At 73.3% G+C, this 13,876-nt stretch carries 13 protein-coding genes; 6 read left to right on the top strand and 7 right to left on the bottom strand.

The features are described 5' to 3' along the window. Position 1: 1 nt before the first annotated feature. Positions 2-1,183, bottom strand: a complete 1,182-nt coding sequence (locus BLR12_RS08785; protein WP_091376262.1) for an NAD(P)/FAD-dependent oxidoreductase — start codon at positions 1,181-1,183, stop codon at positions 2-4. Beyond that, positions 1,180-1,506, bottom strand: coding sequence for a bifunctional 3-phenylpropionate/cinnamic acid dioxygenase ferredoxin subunit (locus tag BLR12_RS08780; RefSeq protein ID WP_091376259.1), 327 nt, complete (start codon positions 1,504-1,506; stop codon positions 1,180-1,182). The genes BLR12_RS08785 and BLR12_RS08780 overlap by 4 nt, the downstream gene beginning before the upstream one ends. Positions 1,507-1,625: 119 nt before the next feature. On the opposite strand from BLR12_RS08780, the gene BLR12_RS08775 reads away from it, so the two are divergent. The 3 genes from BLR12_RS08775 (at position 1,626) to BLR12_RS08765 (ending at position 6,260) form a co-directional block, all read left to right on the top strand. Further along, positions 1,626-2,420: an IclR family transcriptional regulator gene (locus BLR12_RS08775; protein WP_091376256.1), complete on the top strand. Its 795-nt coding sequence runs from the start codon at positions 1,626-1,628 to the stop codon at positions 2,418-2,420. A 149-nt stretch (positions 2,421-2,569) separates the two neighbouring features. Then, positions 2,570-3,691 carry an aromatic ring-hydroxylating oxygenase subunit alpha gene (locus BLR12_RS08770; protein ID WP_091376253.1) on the top strand — a complete coding sequence of 374 codons (1,122 nt, stop codon included), beginning with the start codon at positions 2,570-2,572 and terminating at the stop codon, positions 3,689-3,691. Positions 3,692-4,484: 793 nt separating this feature from the next. Beyond that, the gene (locus BLR12_RS08765) at positions 4,485-6,260 is read left to right on the top strand and encodes a BCCT family transporter (protein ID WP_255363379.1); all 1,776 of its coding nucleotides are present in this window, start codon (positions 4,485-4,487) and stop codon (positions 6,258-6,260) included. 251 nt (positions 6,261-6,511) lie between these two features. Here BLR12_RS08765 and BLR12_RS08760 read toward each other — a convergent pair whose 3' ends face one another. The 3 genes from BLR12_RS08760 to BLR12_RS08750 all read right to left on the bottom strand — a co-directional run bounded on the left by BLR12_RS08760 (position 6,512) and on the right by BLR12_RS08750 (position 10,496). Beyond that, positions 6,512-7,579 carry a DNA polymerase domain-containing protein gene (locus BLR12_RS08760; RefSeq protein WP_091376247.1) on the bottom strand — a complete coding sequence of 356 codons (1,068 nt, stop codon included), beginning with the start codon at positions 7,577-7,579 and terminating at the stop codon, positions 6,512-6,514. An 87-nt stretch (positions 7,580-7,666) separates the two neighbouring features. Next, on the bottom strand, positions 7,667-9,226 hold the full coding sequence (locus BLR12_RS08755; protein WP_091376245.1) for an alpha/beta hydrolase: 1,560 nt from the start codon (positions 9,224-9,226) through the stop codon (positions 7,667-7,669). A 190-nt stretch (positions 9,227-9,416) separates the two neighbouring features. Continuing rightward, positions 9,417-10,496, bottom strand: coding sequence for an ATP-dependent DNA ligase (locus BLR12_RS08750; RefSeq protein ID WP_091376243.1), 1,080 nt, complete (start codon positions 10,494-10,496; stop codon positions 9,417-9,419). A 108-nt stretch (positions 10,497-10,604) separates the two neighbouring features. Between BLR12_RS08750 and BLR12_RS08745 the strand changes: the two genes are divergently transcribed. The 3 genes from BLR12_RS08745 to BLR12_RS08740 are packed head-to-tail and all read left to right on the top strand — an operon-like array spanning position 10,605 to position 11,392. Continuing rightward, positions 10,605-10,838: a type II toxin-antitoxin system Phd/YefM family antitoxin gene (locus BLR12_RS08745; protein ID WP_091376240.1), complete on the top strand. Its 234-nt coding sequence runs from the start codon at positions 10,605-10,607 to the stop codon at positions 10,836-10,838. After that, the gene (locus BLR12_RS23995; RefSeq protein ID WP_143018740.1) at positions 10,835-10,987 is read left to right on the top strand and encodes a PIN domain-containing protein; all 153 of its coding nucleotides are present in this window, start codon (positions 10,835-10,837) and stop codon (positions 10,985-10,987) included. Before BLR12_RS08745 ends, BLR12_RS23995 begins: the two co-directional genes overlap by 4 nt. 3 nt (positions 10,988-10,990) lie before the next feature. After that, positions 10,991-11,392, top strand: a complete 402-nt coding sequence (locus BLR12_RS08740; protein WP_091376237.1) for a DoxX family protein — start codon at positions 10,991-10,993, stop codon at positions 11,390-11,392. Here the strand turns inward: BLR12_RS08740 and BLR12_RS08735 are convergent. Both BLR12_RS08735 and treZ read right to left on the bottom strand, forming a co-directional pair. Continuing rightward, positions 11,367-12,089 (bottom strand): dihydrofolate reductase family protein, encoded by a 723-nt coding sequence (locus BLR12_RS08735; protein WP_091376234.1) that lies wholly within the window; start codon positions 12,087-12,089, stop codon positions 11,367-11,369. The two genes, BLR12_RS08740 and BLR12_RS08735, sit on opposite strands and share 26 nt — an antisense overlap. 1 nt (position 12,090) lies before the next feature. After that, on the bottom strand, positions 12,091-13,845 hold the full coding sequence (gene treZ, locus BLR12_RS08730) for a malto-oligosyltrehalose trehalohydrolase (protein ID WP_091376231.1): 1,755 nt from the start codon (positions 13,843-13,845) through the stop codon (positions 12,091-12,093). Positions 13,846-13,876: the final 31 nt, after the last annotated feature.

The following is a 13,876-nucleotide window of genomic DNA, read 5'->3' as shown; positions in this document are numbered from 1 at the left end:
GTCAGGCGGTGAGCGGGGTCGCCGGTTCGGCGGACCGGAGCTGCCGCCGCCACCGGGTGAACAGGCGGGGCTGGTCGACCCCGAGGACGGCGACCGGCTGGCCGTCGCGCTCGTAGACAGCGAGGAAGCTGCGGTCCGCGCAGCTGCCCTCGACCACCCGCACGTCGTCGCCGTCGCGGCGGGTCCCGGCGAACTGGATGCGGCGGCCGTACTGCTCCGACCAGAAGTACGGGACCGTCGGCCTCGTCCCCGGGTCGGTGCCGAGCAGGGTGGCGACCGCGGTGGTGGGCTGCTCCAGGGCGTGCGTCCAGTGCTCCACGCGGACGGCTCGCCCCGCGTCGGGGGACCAGGCGGACGCGCAGTCGCCCACGGCCACGACCCCCGGGACGTTGGTCGCGCACCGGGCGTCGGTGCGGACGCCCGCCTCCAGGGTCACGCCCGAGCCGGCGAGCCACTCGACGTTCGGGACGGCGCCGATGCCGACGACCACGACGTCGGCGGGCAGCCGTCGCCCGTCGGCCAGCTCGACGGCCTCGACCCTGGTCCGGCCGACGAGGCGCGCCACCCCCGTGCCGGCGAGCAGGCGCGTCCCGTGGTCGGCGTGCAGCTCGGCGCACACCCCGCCCATCCGGGCACCGAGCGGGCCGGCGAGCGGCACGGGCTGGGTCTCGACGACGGTGACGTCCAGCCCGAGGGCCCGGGCGGTGGAGGCCACCTCGGCCCCGATGAACCCGGCGCCGATCACGACCAGGTGCCCGGCCGCGAGCAGGTCGGCCCGCAGCGCCACGGCGTCGTCCAGGGAACGCAGGACGTGGACGCCGGCGAGGCCCTCGGTCCCGGGGAGCCGGCGGGCGCGGGCACCGGTGGCCAGGACGACGCCGTCGGCCCGGACCTCGCTCCCGTCGGCCAGCCGCACGGACCGGGTGGCGCGGTCCAGGCCGACCGCGGCGGTGCCCAGCCGCCAGTCCAGGTCGAGCGCCTCGTCGGCCGCGGTGCCGAGTACGAGGTCCTCCAGGCTGTACGTGCCGGCGAGGAACTCCTTGGACAGCGGGGGCCGGTCGTAGGGGGCGTGCACCTCGTCGCCGATGACGACGACCCGTCCGTCGTAGGACCGCGCGCGCAACGCCCGGGCCGCCGACAGCCCGGCGAGGGAGGCGCCGACGACCGCGACGGTCGCGGTCACGCCGCTCCCTCCGCGGCGCCACCGACCTGGACGTGGACCGTCCCGTCGACGACGGTGACCGGGTGGGTGCGCACCGGCGCCTTGGCCGGTGGTCCGGACGGCATCCCGGTCCGCAGGTCGAAGCACGACGCGTGCAGCGGGCACTCGACTTCGCAGCCCTCCAGCCACCCGTCGGCGAGCGAGGCGTCCTGGTGGGTGCAGGTGTCGTCGATCGCGAGGAACTCGCCGTCGACGTTGAACACGGCGATCGGCGCGGGCACGCCGTCCGTCACGCGGATCGCCTCGCCGGGGGGCAGCGCGCTGGTCGGGCACACCGGGACCATGGACACTCCGGTTCGCTGGTTGCGCTGGGCGCAACGACCTTCTCTTCGCGAAACAGGGTGGCCGCCCGCCGAGAGGCTCGTCAAGGGTCTGGTGTGAATTCGATCTCTAGGCTGGGGCCGTGAGCGTCGAGGAGAGTTCCGGAGGAGAGCGCGGCCCGGCCGCGTTGGTCCAGTCGGTCGACCGTGCGCTGAGCATCCTGGAGATCCTCGCGGTCCGGGGGGACGCCGGTGTCACCGAGATCGCGGCGGAGCTCGGGGTGCACAAGTCGACGGCGTTCCGGCTCGTCGCCGTCCTCGAGGGCCGGGGGTTCGTCGAGCAGCTGGCCGACCGCGGCAAGTACCGCCTGGGCTTCGGGATCGTCCGGCTGGCCGGCGCCACGGCGGCTCAGCTCGACCTCACGCAGGAGGGGCGCCGGATCTGCGAGGTCCTCGCGGACGACGTCGGGGAGACGGTCAACCTCGCCATCCTCGACAGCACCAGGGCGGTCAACATCAGCCAGGTGCGGGGCCGGGCGACGATCAGCACCCACAACTGGGTGGGGCGGGGGACGCCACTGCACGCCACGTCCAGCGGCAAGGTGCTCCTGGCGCACGCCCCTGAGGCCGTGCGGAAGGCGGTGCTGTCCGGCGTCCTGGAGCGTTACACCGACGCCACGATCACCGATGCCGACGTGCTGCAGGGGCAGCTCGAGGAGGTGGCGGCACGCGGCTGGGGGGTCACCGTGGAGGAGCTCGAGGTCGGCCTCAACGCCGTCGCGGCGCCGGTGCGCGACGCGGACGGGCAGGTGACCGCGGCGGTGAGCGTGTCGGGCCCGTCGTTCCGGATGACGCCGGCATCCCTGGGCGACCTGGTCGCCCCCCTGGTGGTCGAGGCGGCCGACGCCCTGAGCCGGCGACTCGGCTTCTTTTCCTGACAGCGGTTGTGCAAGGCGCAACACAAACCGTAATCTGCAACACAGTCGCCCGTCGGAGCCCCTCCCCGACGACGACCGGGTCCACCCTGCTCCCCACAGTCCGACCGCCGGCGTACCCGCCATACGCCCGACGCCACCGAGGTGCCCGCATGACCGCCACCGACCTGCCCGCGAGCCTCATCTCCACGCTGCCGGGCCAGTACTACACCGACCCGGCCATCTTCTCCCTCGAGCAGACCCGGGTCTTCGAGACCATGTGGTTCTGCGCGGTGCGGTCGGCGGACCTGCCGACCCCCGGCTCGTTCCAGAAGGTCCAGGTCGGCCGGGAGAGCGTCCTGGTGGTCCGCAGCCGGGACGGGCAGCTGCGGGCCTTCCTCAACATCTGCCGGCACCGCGGCGCGCAGATCTGCACGGAGGACTCCGGTGAGGTCAAGCGGGCCTTCCAGTGCCCGTACCACGCCTGGACCTACGACCTCGAGGGCAAGCTGATCGCCGCCCCGAACCTGACGAAGATGCCCGACGTCGACCGGGTGCAGTACGGCCTGGTCCCGGTGCACCTGCGGGAGTGGCTGGGGTACGCGTGGCTGTGCCTGGCCGCGGAGCCCCCGTCGTTCGAGGACGACGTCATGGGCGCCATCGCCGAGCGGCTCGGGGACCTGGAGGCCATCGAGCGCTACGAGCTGGACTCCCTCTCGGTGGGCCGCCGCATCACCTACGACGTGCAGGCCAACTGGAAGCTCATCATCGAGAACTTCATGGAGTGCTACCACTGCGCGACGATCCACCCGGAGCTCACCGAGGTGCTCCCGGAGTTCGCCGACGGCTACGCCGCGCAGTACTACGTCGGCCACGGCGCGGAGTTCGGCGAGGACGTCCAGGGCTTCACCGTCGACGGCAGCGAGGGCTTCGACAAGCTCCCGGGTGTGGCCGACGACCAGGACCGCCGCTATTACGCCATCACGGTCAGGCCGACCGTGTTCGTCAACCTGGTGCCCGACCACGTGATCGTCCACCGCATGTTCCCGATCTCGGCGGACCGGACGATCGTGGAGTGCGACTGGCTCTACACCCGCGAGGTGGTGGACTCGGGCAAGGACGTGTCCCGGTCGGTGGAGCTGTTCCACCGGGTCAACGAGCAGGACTTCGCGGCCTGCGAGCGGACCCAGCCGGCGATGTCCTCCCGCGCCTACGCCAACGGCGGAGTCCTGGTCCCCTCCGAGCACCACATCGGGGAGTTCCACGACTGGCTGACGCAGCGCCTGGCGGACTGAGCCCGGGTCGACCCCGGATCCGCGTGGGTGTGGCCAGGCCGGCCACGGCCTCCCACGAGGACACGCCTCGGGCGCATGTCGTGGCCGTCCAGCCCCGGAGGGCAGGCGTCCGTTCCCTCGGTGGCGGCGCGGTCCGGTCCTGACGACGACCGAGCGCTCATCGCCCCCGCTCCGGGATCGTCCGTCTCCGTCTCGCGGGCTCCGGGTGGGCGCACGGGGACGGGCGTCGGAGGAGCGGGCCTCCCCGCGATCGCCCGACAGGCCCGCTCCGGGATCCGCGCGGACCGCGTGCGACGCGGATCGGGAGCCCGGCGGGCACGTCCCCAGGCCACGGCTCGACGACCGCGCCGCTCGTCGTCCCCGGGAGCAGGCTCCCTCCCACTGTGGCCGGCGGCCGCGGCTCGGACCGGGACGGCGTTCGCGTCGGGACCGGCGGGCCGACAGGCGTCCGCCTCGTCACGCGCGCGCTCCGCCGGGTCTCGTCGGGGCGAAACTGTGTGGACAATCACGTCCGACCCTTGTTCCGGGGCGGGCCCTCTGGTTCCCTCATGCGAAGCCGGTCTCGGATGGCGCAACAGGATTGAGGAGTGTCATGGAGCAACCGCGCGGCGAACAAGCATCGCCCCCCTACCGGCTGAGCCATTCGGACGCCGTGGGGACCGATCCGACGGCCGGCGGTGGAGCCGGTGGGTCGGGGGAGCGCTCAGCCATCAGGATCACGGATGTGTCGGTGACGGGGACACACCCGGCCATCACGGAGCCGCCACCCTGCATCGCCGATCGGCACTGGGCCGTGGACAGGGTCCTGTTCGCCGTCGCCGCGGTCATGGCGCTCGGCTTCGTCGTCTGGGGCTTCGCCACGCCCACGGGTCTGGGTTCCGTGAGTGGCTCGGTCCTCGGATGGGTCACCGGCAACCTCGGCTGGCTGTTCGTCCTGCTGGCGTCGGCGTTCGTGGTGTACGTGATCTGGCTGGCGGCGAGCAAGTACGGGCGCATCCCCCTGGGGCGCGACGACGAGCGGCCGGAGTTCCGCACCATCTCGTGGATCGCGATGATGTTCAGCGCCGGCATGGGCATCGGGCTGATGTTCTTCGGGGTCGCCGAACCGCTCTCGCACTACGTCTCGCCGCCGCCGCTCACGACCGAGGCGGAGTCGTCCCAGGCCATCCAGACGGCGATGGCCACCACGCTCTTCCACTGGACGCTGCACCCGTGGGCGATGTACGCCGTCGTCGGGCTGGCCGTCGCTTACGGCACCTTCCGGCGGGGGCGCCGTCAGCTGATCAGCTCGGTGTTCATCCCGCTGCTGGGGGAGCGACGGGCCGCCGGTCCGGCCGGCCGGGTCATCGACGTCCTGGCCATCTTCGCCACCCTCTTCGGGTCGGCGGCCTCCCTGGGCCTGGGTGCACTGCAGATCGGCAGCGGGGTCGAGATCCTCGGCTGGTTCGGCAGCGTCGGTGACGGCATCCTCGTCGCGATCATCGCGGTGCTGACCGCTGCGTTCGTCGCCTCAGCCGTCTCCGGCATCGCCCGTGGCATCCAGTGGCTGTCCAACACCAACATGGTCCTGGCCCTGGTCCTGGCGGTCTTCGTGTTCGTCCTCGGCCCGACGATCTTCATCCTCAACCTGATCCCCGACGCGGTCGGCAGCTACTTCTCCGACCTCGGCGAGATGGCCGCGCGCACGGAGGCCACCGGCGGTGACCCGATGGCTGCCTGGCTGCGTGGGTGGACGGTCTTCTACTGGGCCTGGTGGATCAGCTGGACGCCGTTCGTCGGGCTGTTCATCGCCCGCATCAGCCGAGGCCGCACCATCCGGCAGTTCGTGACCGGCGTGCTCCTGGTGCCCAGCCTGGTCAGCCTGCTGTGGTTCGCCGTGTTCGGCGGTGCCGGCATCGCCGCCCAGCGCGGCGGCGTCGACGTCGCCGGCCAGGGCACCACGGAGGGGCAGCTGTTCGCCGTCCTGGGTCAGTACCCCCTGGCCACGGCAGCGACCGTGCTCGTGATGCTCCTCGTGGCGATCTTCTTCGTGTCCGGTGCGGACGCGGCCTCGATCGTCATGGGTTCGCTCTCGCAGCGCGGCACCCTGGAACCGAGTCGCTGGGTCGTCGTCTTCTGGGGCGTCGTGATGGGCTCCGTCGCAGCGATCATGCTGCTCCTGGGCGAGGACGGCGCGGCACTGACGGGACTGCAGAACCTGACGATCATCGCAGCCCTGCCGTTCGCGCTGGTGATGGCGGCGATGGCCGTGAGCCTGGTCAAGGACCTCCGCCGCGATCCCATCGTCCTGCGCGGCAACTACGCCACCGTGGCGATCGAGCAGGCCGTCGTCGACGGCATCAGCCGCCACGGCGACGACTTCGTCATCGTCGTGGAGCGGACCCCGAGCCCATCACGGGACGCTGCGGCCCTGGCGCCGCAGACGTCCACGGCGGGCTCGGAGGCCGACGGCCAGCTGTCGGTCAGCCCGGGCGGCAATTTCGTGGCGTCGGCGGGGGACGCATCCGTCCCCGCGCAGGGGCAACCCAGGGTGGGGACCGTCGGTCGTCCGCAGGATCCGCGCGGCTAGGAACTCGACCGGCGGGTGGAGGCCTCCCGGCGATGGAGCTGCCGCGTGCCGTTCCATCGCCGGGAGGCCTCTGTGCGCCGGCGGACGTGTCGTTCCGCGGGAGCCGGCCACGTCGCCGCGAGGTCTCCAACGGCGACGGCACGGGGGATGTCGGTGACCCCGCGCGTCGGTGAGGAGTTGCATGCGGATCGCCACGGCGGTGGGTCGTCCGGCGGACCAAGCCCTGTGCCGGCCGCCCGCCGACCGCGGTCTCAGCTGTCCGTGTCGGTAGGACGCCTGGCGCGGCTGGGCTGCACGCGCATCGGCTCGCCCGGCATCTTCGGGTAGTCCGGCGGATAGGGCAGGTCGCCGAGACCGTCGTCCCTCGCCTGCCGCTCGGCCAGCTCCAGCAGCGGCTCGATGCCGAACGCGTGGTCGGCCAGCCCCGCGTGCTTGTCGCCCACCTCGCGGAAGCGCGCCGGCATGGTGAGCACGTCGAAGTCCGTCGGGAGCACGTCGGGCAGCTCGTCCCAGTCGACCGGGGCGGACACCGGGGCGTGCGGTTTGGGCCGGATGGAGTACGCAGAGGCGATCGTGCGGTCCCGGGCCATCTGGTTGTAGTCGATGAAGATCTTCTCGCCGCGCTCCTCCTTCCACCACGACATCGTCACGCGCTCGGGGATCCGCCGTTCCAGCTCGCGGCCGAAGGCGATGACCGCCCGGCGCACCTCGGGGAAGGTCCACCGCGGCTGGATCGGCACGTAGACGTGCACCCCGCGGCCGCCGGAGGTCTTCGGCCAGCCCTGCATGCCGAACTCCGCCAGCAGCTCGCGCACGTGCGGCGCCACCCACACGGCGTCGGAGAAGTCGGTGCCCGGCTGCGGGTCCAGGTCGATGCGGATCTGGTCGGGCTGCTCGACGTCGGACCTGGACACCGGCCACGGGTGGAACGTCAGCGTCCCGAGGTTCGCGCACCAGGCGACGACGGCCACCGAGTCCGGCGCGATCTCGTCCGCCGTCCGCCCGCTGGGGAAGGTGATGTGCGCCGTCGGCACCCAGTCGGGGGCGTTCTTGGGCACCCGCTTCTGGTAGAAGGCGTCGCCGGTGTTGTCCACCCGGGTCGACAGCCGCGCGCCCTCGAACACCCCACCCGGCCAGCGCTCCAGGGTCGTCGGCCGGTCGCGCAGGGCGAACAGGATCCCCTCGCCGACGGCGACGAAGTACTCGACGACGTCGATCTTGCGGATGCCGCGCTCGGCGAAGTACGGCTTCTCCGGGTTGGAGACGCGCACCTCGTGGCCGTCGACCTGCAGCAGGACGGCGTCCTTCGACGACGCCATCACCGACCGGACCCAGGTGGAGTGATCACCCGGCGCACCCTAGGCCGCCCGGGCCGGATCGTGTGCCGACCCGGCCCGCCGCACCACTCAGGCGGGGCAGGTCTGGCCGTCCTGCGGCACCACCAGGTCGATCAGGTAGGCGTTGACCGCGGCGGTCACGCACTCGGTCTTCGGGTAGGCGGTGTGCCCCTGCCCCTGCCAGGTCAGCAGGACGCCGGAGGCCAGGTCCTCGGCCATGTCGACCGCACCGGGCAGCGGGGTCACCGGGTCGCCGGAGGTGCCGACGACGAGGATCGGCGCCGCGCCCTCGGCGTCCCGCTCGGGGATCGGGGTGCGCTCGGCCTCCCACACCTGGCAGCTGTGGAGACCGACGGCCGATCCCGCGCCGAACAGCGGGAAGCGCTGGCCCCACTCGGCAGCCAGGCTGCGGATCTCCTCCTCCGGCACTGCGTTCTCCGGGTCGGTGTCGGCGCAGTTGATCGCCACGAGGGCGTCCATGAGGTTGGTGTAGGTCCCGTCCGGCAGCCGGCTCCAGTAGGTGTCGGCCAGCGAGAACACGCCTTGCGCGTCGCCGTTCCGGGCCGCGGCGAGGCTCTGGGCCAGCTGCGGCCAGCGGCCGGTGTCGTACAGCGCGGAGACGATCGCGGTGCCGATGACACCCGGCGTCGCCTGCCGCGTCTCACCCGGCAGCGCGCTCGGGATCGGCGCGGTGGCCGCCTGGGCCACCAGCTCCTCGACGAAGCGGCGCGGCTCCGCGCCGAGCGGGCAGCCGGCGACCAGGCCCACGCAGTTGGCCGCGAACGCGTCGAACCCGGCCTCCAGCGAGCTGGCCTGCTGCTCGGCCTCGGCCCGCGGGTCGTCGTCCGGGTCGACGGCGGCGTCGAGCACCAGCGCCCGCACCCGGTCGGGGAACAGCTCCGCGTAGGTGGAGCCCAGCGTGGTGCCGTAGGAGTACCCCAGGTAGGTCAGCTGCTCGTCGCCCAGCGATTGGCGCAGCAGGTCCATGTCCCGCGCCGTGTCGACGGTGTTGAAGGTGCCCAACGAGTCGGGGTACTCCTCGGCGCAACCGTCGGCCACCTCCTGCTGCAGCGCGAACGCCTCGTCGATCTGCTCCGGCGTGGTCGGGCGCGGCTCGGACGCGATGACCCGCTCCTTGAGCTCGGCCGGGATGCACTCGACCGGCGTCGACAGCCCCACCCCGCGCGGGTCGAAGCCGACGACGTCGAAGCGGCGCAGCACGTCCTCGGGCAGCGTGAGCGCCGAGCCGATCGCGGCGTCGGCGCCCGACGCGCCCGGTCCACCCGGGTTGACGACCAGCGAACCGATGCGGTCGGTCTGACCGGCCAGCCGGGCCCGGAGCAGGAACAGCGGCAGGGTCTCGCCCTCCGGCTCGTCGTAGCTGATCGGCACCTCGGTGCTGCCGCACTCGAAGGCCAGGTCCCGCTCGCTGCCCGGGGCGCCGGCCAGCAGCCCGGTGATCTCGGCATCGCAGTCGCGCCAGGCGATCTCCGCGGCCACCGGCTCGGCCGGCGTCGACGGCGTGGCGGCCGAGGACTCCGCCGCGGTGTCCTCGGAGGAGGAGGTGCAGCCGGAGACCGCGACGAGCAGGCCGGAGGCGGCGGCGACCAGGCCGCGGGACAGGCGCATGGGTCACGAGGGTATGCGGCCCGCCCGCCGGGGCCCGCCGCGAGCCCGCGAGTGGCCGGGGGGCAGGGAGGTCCTTCATCCGACCGGGTGACACAGCCCTCAGCCGATCGTCACGGGACCGTCACTCCGCGACGCCGTGACCCCTCCCCGAGGTGCCTTCCGCGCGCGAAAGGCACCTCGGGGAGGGTCGTCAGCCGGCGAAGACCTCCGCCAGGTCGTACCGCACCGGCACCTCCAGCTGGTCGTACGTGCAGCTCCGGGCCTCACGGTCGGGACGCCAGCGCAGGAACTGCCCGGTGTGCCGCAGCCGGCGTCCCTCCAGCTGGTCGTACTTGACCTCCACGACCAGCTCCGGGCGCAGCGGCACCCAGGAGAGGTCCTTGCCGGCGTTCCAGCGGCTCTGCGCCCCGGGCATCCGGTGTTCCTCGCCGTTCGCGCCGTTCACCACCTGCGCGTTGGCCCACGACTGCCACGGGTGACCGTCGAGCGCCTCGGCCCGGTAGGGCGCCAGCTCCTCGACCAGCTCGGCCCGCCGGGCCATCGGGAAGGACGCGGCCACGCCGATGTGCTGCAGGTCGCCGGCGTCGTCGTAGAGCCCGAGCAGCAGTGACCCCACGATCGGCCCGCTCTTGTGCCACCGGAAACCCGCCACCACGCAGTCGGCGGTGCGCACGTGCTTGACCTTGGTCATCAGCCGCTGGTCGGGCCCGTAGGGCAGGTCGGGGGCCTTGGCGACGACGCCGTCGAGCCCGGCGCCCTCGAACTCCTCGAACCAGCGCTGCGCGGTGCCGGCGTCCTGGGTGATCGCCGTGAGGTGCACCGAGTCGGTGACGGTGACGACCTCCTGCAGCCGGGCCCGCCGCTGCGCGAACGGCACCTCCAGCAGCGACTCGTCGCCGATGGCCAGCAGGTCGAAGGCGACGAAGGACGCCGGCGTCTGCTCGGCCAGCAGGTCGACCCGCGACTTCGCCGGGTGGATGCGCTGCAGCAGCGCCTCGAAGTGCAGCCGGTCACCCCGGGGGACGACGATCTCGCCGTCCACGACGCAGCGCTCGGGCAGCGCCGCCTTGACCGCCTCGACGACCTCGGGGAAGTAGCGGGTCAGCGGGCGCTCGTTGCGGCTGCCCAGCTCCACCTCGTCGCCGTCCCGGAAGACGATGCACCGGAAGCCGTCCCACTTCGGCTCGTAGAACATGCCCTCGGCGGTGGGCACCTTGGTCACGGCCTTGGCCAGCATCGGCTTCACCGGCGGCAGCAGGGGCAGGTCCATGCGCGCAGTCAAGCAGTCACCGCAGACGGACGGCGGCGGCCGTGCCGCTCGGTAGCTGGAGGGGGTGACGCCTCCTCGCCGAGCACGGCGCCGGGCAGACTACGTGCCGTGACCACATCCGTCGGCGTCCACGAGGCGAAGACGCACCTGTCGCGGCTGCTCGAGCAGGTCGCGGCCGGCGAGGAGGTCGAGATCACCAACCGCGGGAAGGTGGTCGCCCGCCTGGTCGGTCCGGCCCGGCGGACGCCCAACTTCGGTTTCGACCGCGGCAACGTCTGGATCGCCGACGACTTCGACACCCCGCTGCGGGAGGACCTGCAGAAGGCGTTCGAGGAGTGGTGACCTACCTCCTCGACACGTACGTGCTGGCCTGGGCCTCCACCACACCCGAGCGGCTCGGTCCCGCCGCGGTCGAGCACCTGCCCGACGTGCACCGGGACCCCGTTGACCGGCTCACCGGGTACGGCGACGCCGTGCGGCTGGTCGGCTGACCCGTGACCCGCTCGAGGACCGACGACGCGGCGGCCTGGGCGCTGGCCGCGTTCATGGTGGTCAGCGGGGTCACCCACTTCACGAGGCCCCAGTACTTCCGCAGCCTGGTCCCGTCGTGGCTGCCGGCGCGCTCGGCGGTGGTCGCCGTCAGCGGGCTGGCCGACGTCGCCGTGGGAGTCCTGGTCGCGGTGCCGGCGACCCGGCGGACCGGCGCACGGGCGACCGCCGGGCTGATCACGGCCTACCTGCCGGCGCACCTGGAGCCGCTCCGCCACCGGCGCACGCTGCAGCAGGCGTCCGACCGGCCGGCCGGCGTCGCGGCGCGGGTGGCCGTCGACCTCGGCTACGTCGCCTGGGCGGTGGCGGTCGCCCGGCGTCCTACCGGTCGATCGCGTACCGGGTGAACAGGACGCCGTCCTCCTCGAGCACCTGCAGGAGCCGGGGGCGGACGACGTCGGCCAGGGCGCCGGCCAGGAGCCGGTCGGGACCGCCGACGAGGGCCGGGGTGATCGTCAGGTCCAGCTCGTCGACCACCCCGGCGGCCAGCGCGGCGGACAGCAGTGCCGGGCCGCCCTCGCAGAGCACCTGCTCCAGCCCGCGGTCGGCCAGCGCGTCGAGCGCCGCGGGCAGGTCGACGTCGTCGTCCCCGCACACCAGCACGGTCACCCCGGCGGCCTCCAGGGCCGCCCGCCGTCCGGCGTCGGCAGCGGCGCAGGTGACCAGGACCGTCGAGGGCACGGCGAGCCGGTCCCCGGGCGCCAGCGACGCCCGCCGGGACACCACCGCGACCGGGGCCGACGCCGGCCGGCCGTTCGCGGTCCGCAGCCGGCCGACGGCGGCGTCGGCGGCCACCGGGCGGTAGCCCTCGGCCGCCGCCGTCCCGTGGCCCACGAGCACCACGTCCGCCAGCGCCCGGAGCGCCCGGAACACCCGCTGGTCACCCGGCGAGCCCAGGCCACCGCTGCGCCCGTCGACGGTCACCGAGCCGTCGAGCGAGGCGACGAAGTCCACCCGCAACGAGCGGCCGGCCGGCAGCCGGTAGGCCTCGACGAGTGCCTCGTCGTCGGGGACCGGTGCCGGGTCGGGCAGCAGCCGCCGCACGTCAGGCGGTGGTCAGCACGGCCGCGCTCTCGGCCGGCACGGTCACCGTCGTCCCGTCCAGCTCCGGGAGCTCCCCGGTGCTGAAGAGGACGTCGGTGGCCGAGCGGTCGAGGTGCACCTCCCGCGGCCGGTCGGCGAGGTTGACCACCACCCGCAGGCACCCGCGGTGCACGACCAGCCACCGGTCCGCGTCGTCCCAGTGGACGTCGACCGCCGAGAGGTCGGGATCGACCAGGTCGGGGTGGGCGCGCCGGAGCGCGATCAGCGCCCGGTGCACCGCGAGCAGGTGCACGTGCGGCTCCTGCTCACGCTCGGACCAGTCCAGCTTCGAGCGGGTGAAGGTCTCCGGGTCCTGCGGGTCGGGCACCTCGTCGGCGTCCCAGCCGTGCTCGGCGAACTCGCCCTTGCGCCCCTCCGCCGTCGCCCGGCCGATCTCCGGGTCGGTGTGGCTGGTGAAGAACTGCCACGGCGTCGAGGCGCCCCACTCCTCGCCCATGAACAGCATCGGCGTGAACGGGCTGGTCAGCACCAGGGTCGCGCCGACCGCGAGCAGGCCGGGGGAGAGGGACGCCGAGACGCGGTCGCCGACCGCGCGGTTGCCGATCTGGTCGTGGTCCTGCAGGTACCCGACGAACTTCCAGCCGGGCAGCAGCGCGGTGTCCACCGGCCGGCCGTGGTGGCGGCGGCGGAAGCTGGAGTACGCGCCGTCGTGGAAGAACGCGCCGGTCAGCGTCCTGGCCAGCCCGGACAGGCCGGCGGCGGCGAAGTCGCCGTAGTAGCCCTGGCCCTCGCCGGTGAGGACGGCGTGCAGCGCGTGGTGGAAGTCGTCGCTCCACTGGGCGTGGATGCCCGTGCCGTGGGCCGCCCGGGGGGTGACCATCCGCGGGTCGTTGAGGTCGCTCTCGGCGATGAGCGTCAGGGGCCGGCCGACGGCGACCGACAGCCGGTCGACGTCCTGGGCCATCTCCTCCAGCACGTGGGTGGCCCGCTCGTCGACCAGCGCGTGGACGGCGTCCAGCCGCAGCCCGTCGACGTGCATGTCCCGCAGCCACATCAGCGCGTTGTCGAGGACGTAGCGCCGCACCTCGTCGGAGTCCGGGCCGGAGAGGTTGACCGAGCTGCCCCACGTGTTGGCGCCGCCCTCGCTGAAGACCGGCATGAACAGCGGCAGGTAGTTCCCGGACGGGCCCAGGTGGTTGTAGACGACGTCCTGGATGACACCCAGGCCGCGCTGGTGGCAGGCGTCGACGAAGCGCTGGTAGGCCGCCGGGCCGCCGTAGCTCTCCTGCACCGTGTACCAGAGGACGCCGTCGTAGCCCCAGTTGTGCGTGCCGTCGAAGCCGTTGACCGGCAGCAGCTCGACGAAGTCGACACCGAGGTCGACCAGGTGGTCCAGCTTCGCGACCGCGGCGTCCAGCGTGCCCTCGGGCGTGAAGGTGCCGACGTGCAGCTCGTAGACCACGCCACCCGCGAGCGGCCGCCCGGTCCAGGCGCGGTCGCCCCACTCGTAGGAGGCCGGGTCGTAGCGGCGGGAGAGCCCGTGCACGCCCTCGGGCTGGCGGCGCGAGCGCGGGTCGGGACGCGGAGTGTCGTCGTCCCCCAGGAGGAAGCCGTAGTCGGCCTCCGGGCCGGCCTCGACCTCGGCCCGCCACCAGCCGTCCCCCTCCCGGCGCATCTCGTGGACCGACCCGTCGACCTGCAGCCGGACCCGTTCCGGGACCGGCGCCCAGACGGCGAACTCGACGGCAGCGGACATGCAGGGGCCTCCCAGGATCGTGCGCGGTCCG

It is taken from the genome of Geodermatophilus sp. DSM 45219 (assembly GCF_900104025.1).
Taxonomy (GTDB): domain Bacteria; phylum Actinomycetota; class Actinomycetes; order Mycobacteriales; family Geodermatophilaceae; genus Geodermatophilus.
This window is presented reverse-complemented; position numbering and strand designations above follow the sequence as displayed.

Bases quoted from the DNA above. Each gene is read 5' to 3' on its own strand.
- BLR12_RS08780 (WP_091376259.1), bottom strand. From the start codon at position 1,506: ATGGTCCCGGTGTGCCCGACCAGCGCGCTGCCCCCCGGCGAGGCGATC.
- BLR12_RS08770 (WP_091376253.1), top strand. From the start codon at position 2,570: ATGACCGCCACCGACCTGCCCGCGAGCCTCATCTCCACGCTGCCGGGC.
- BLR12_RS08760 (WP_091376247.1), bottom strand. From the start codon at position 7,579: ATGGCGTCGTCGAAGGACGCCGTCCTGCTGCAGGTCGACGGCCACGAG.
- BLR12_RS08755 (WP_091376245.1), bottom strand. From the start codon at position 9,226: ATGCGCCTGTCCCGCGGCCTGGTCGCCGCCGCCTCCGGCCTGCTCGTC.
- BLR12_RS08750 (WP_091376243.1), bottom strand. From the start codon at position 10,496: ATGGACCTGCCCCTGCTGCCGCCGGTGAAGCCGATGCTGGCCAAGGCC.
- treZ (WP_091376231.1), bottom strand. From the start codon at position 13,845: ATGTCCGCTGCCGTCGAGTTCGCCGTCTGGGCGCCGGTCCCGGAACGG.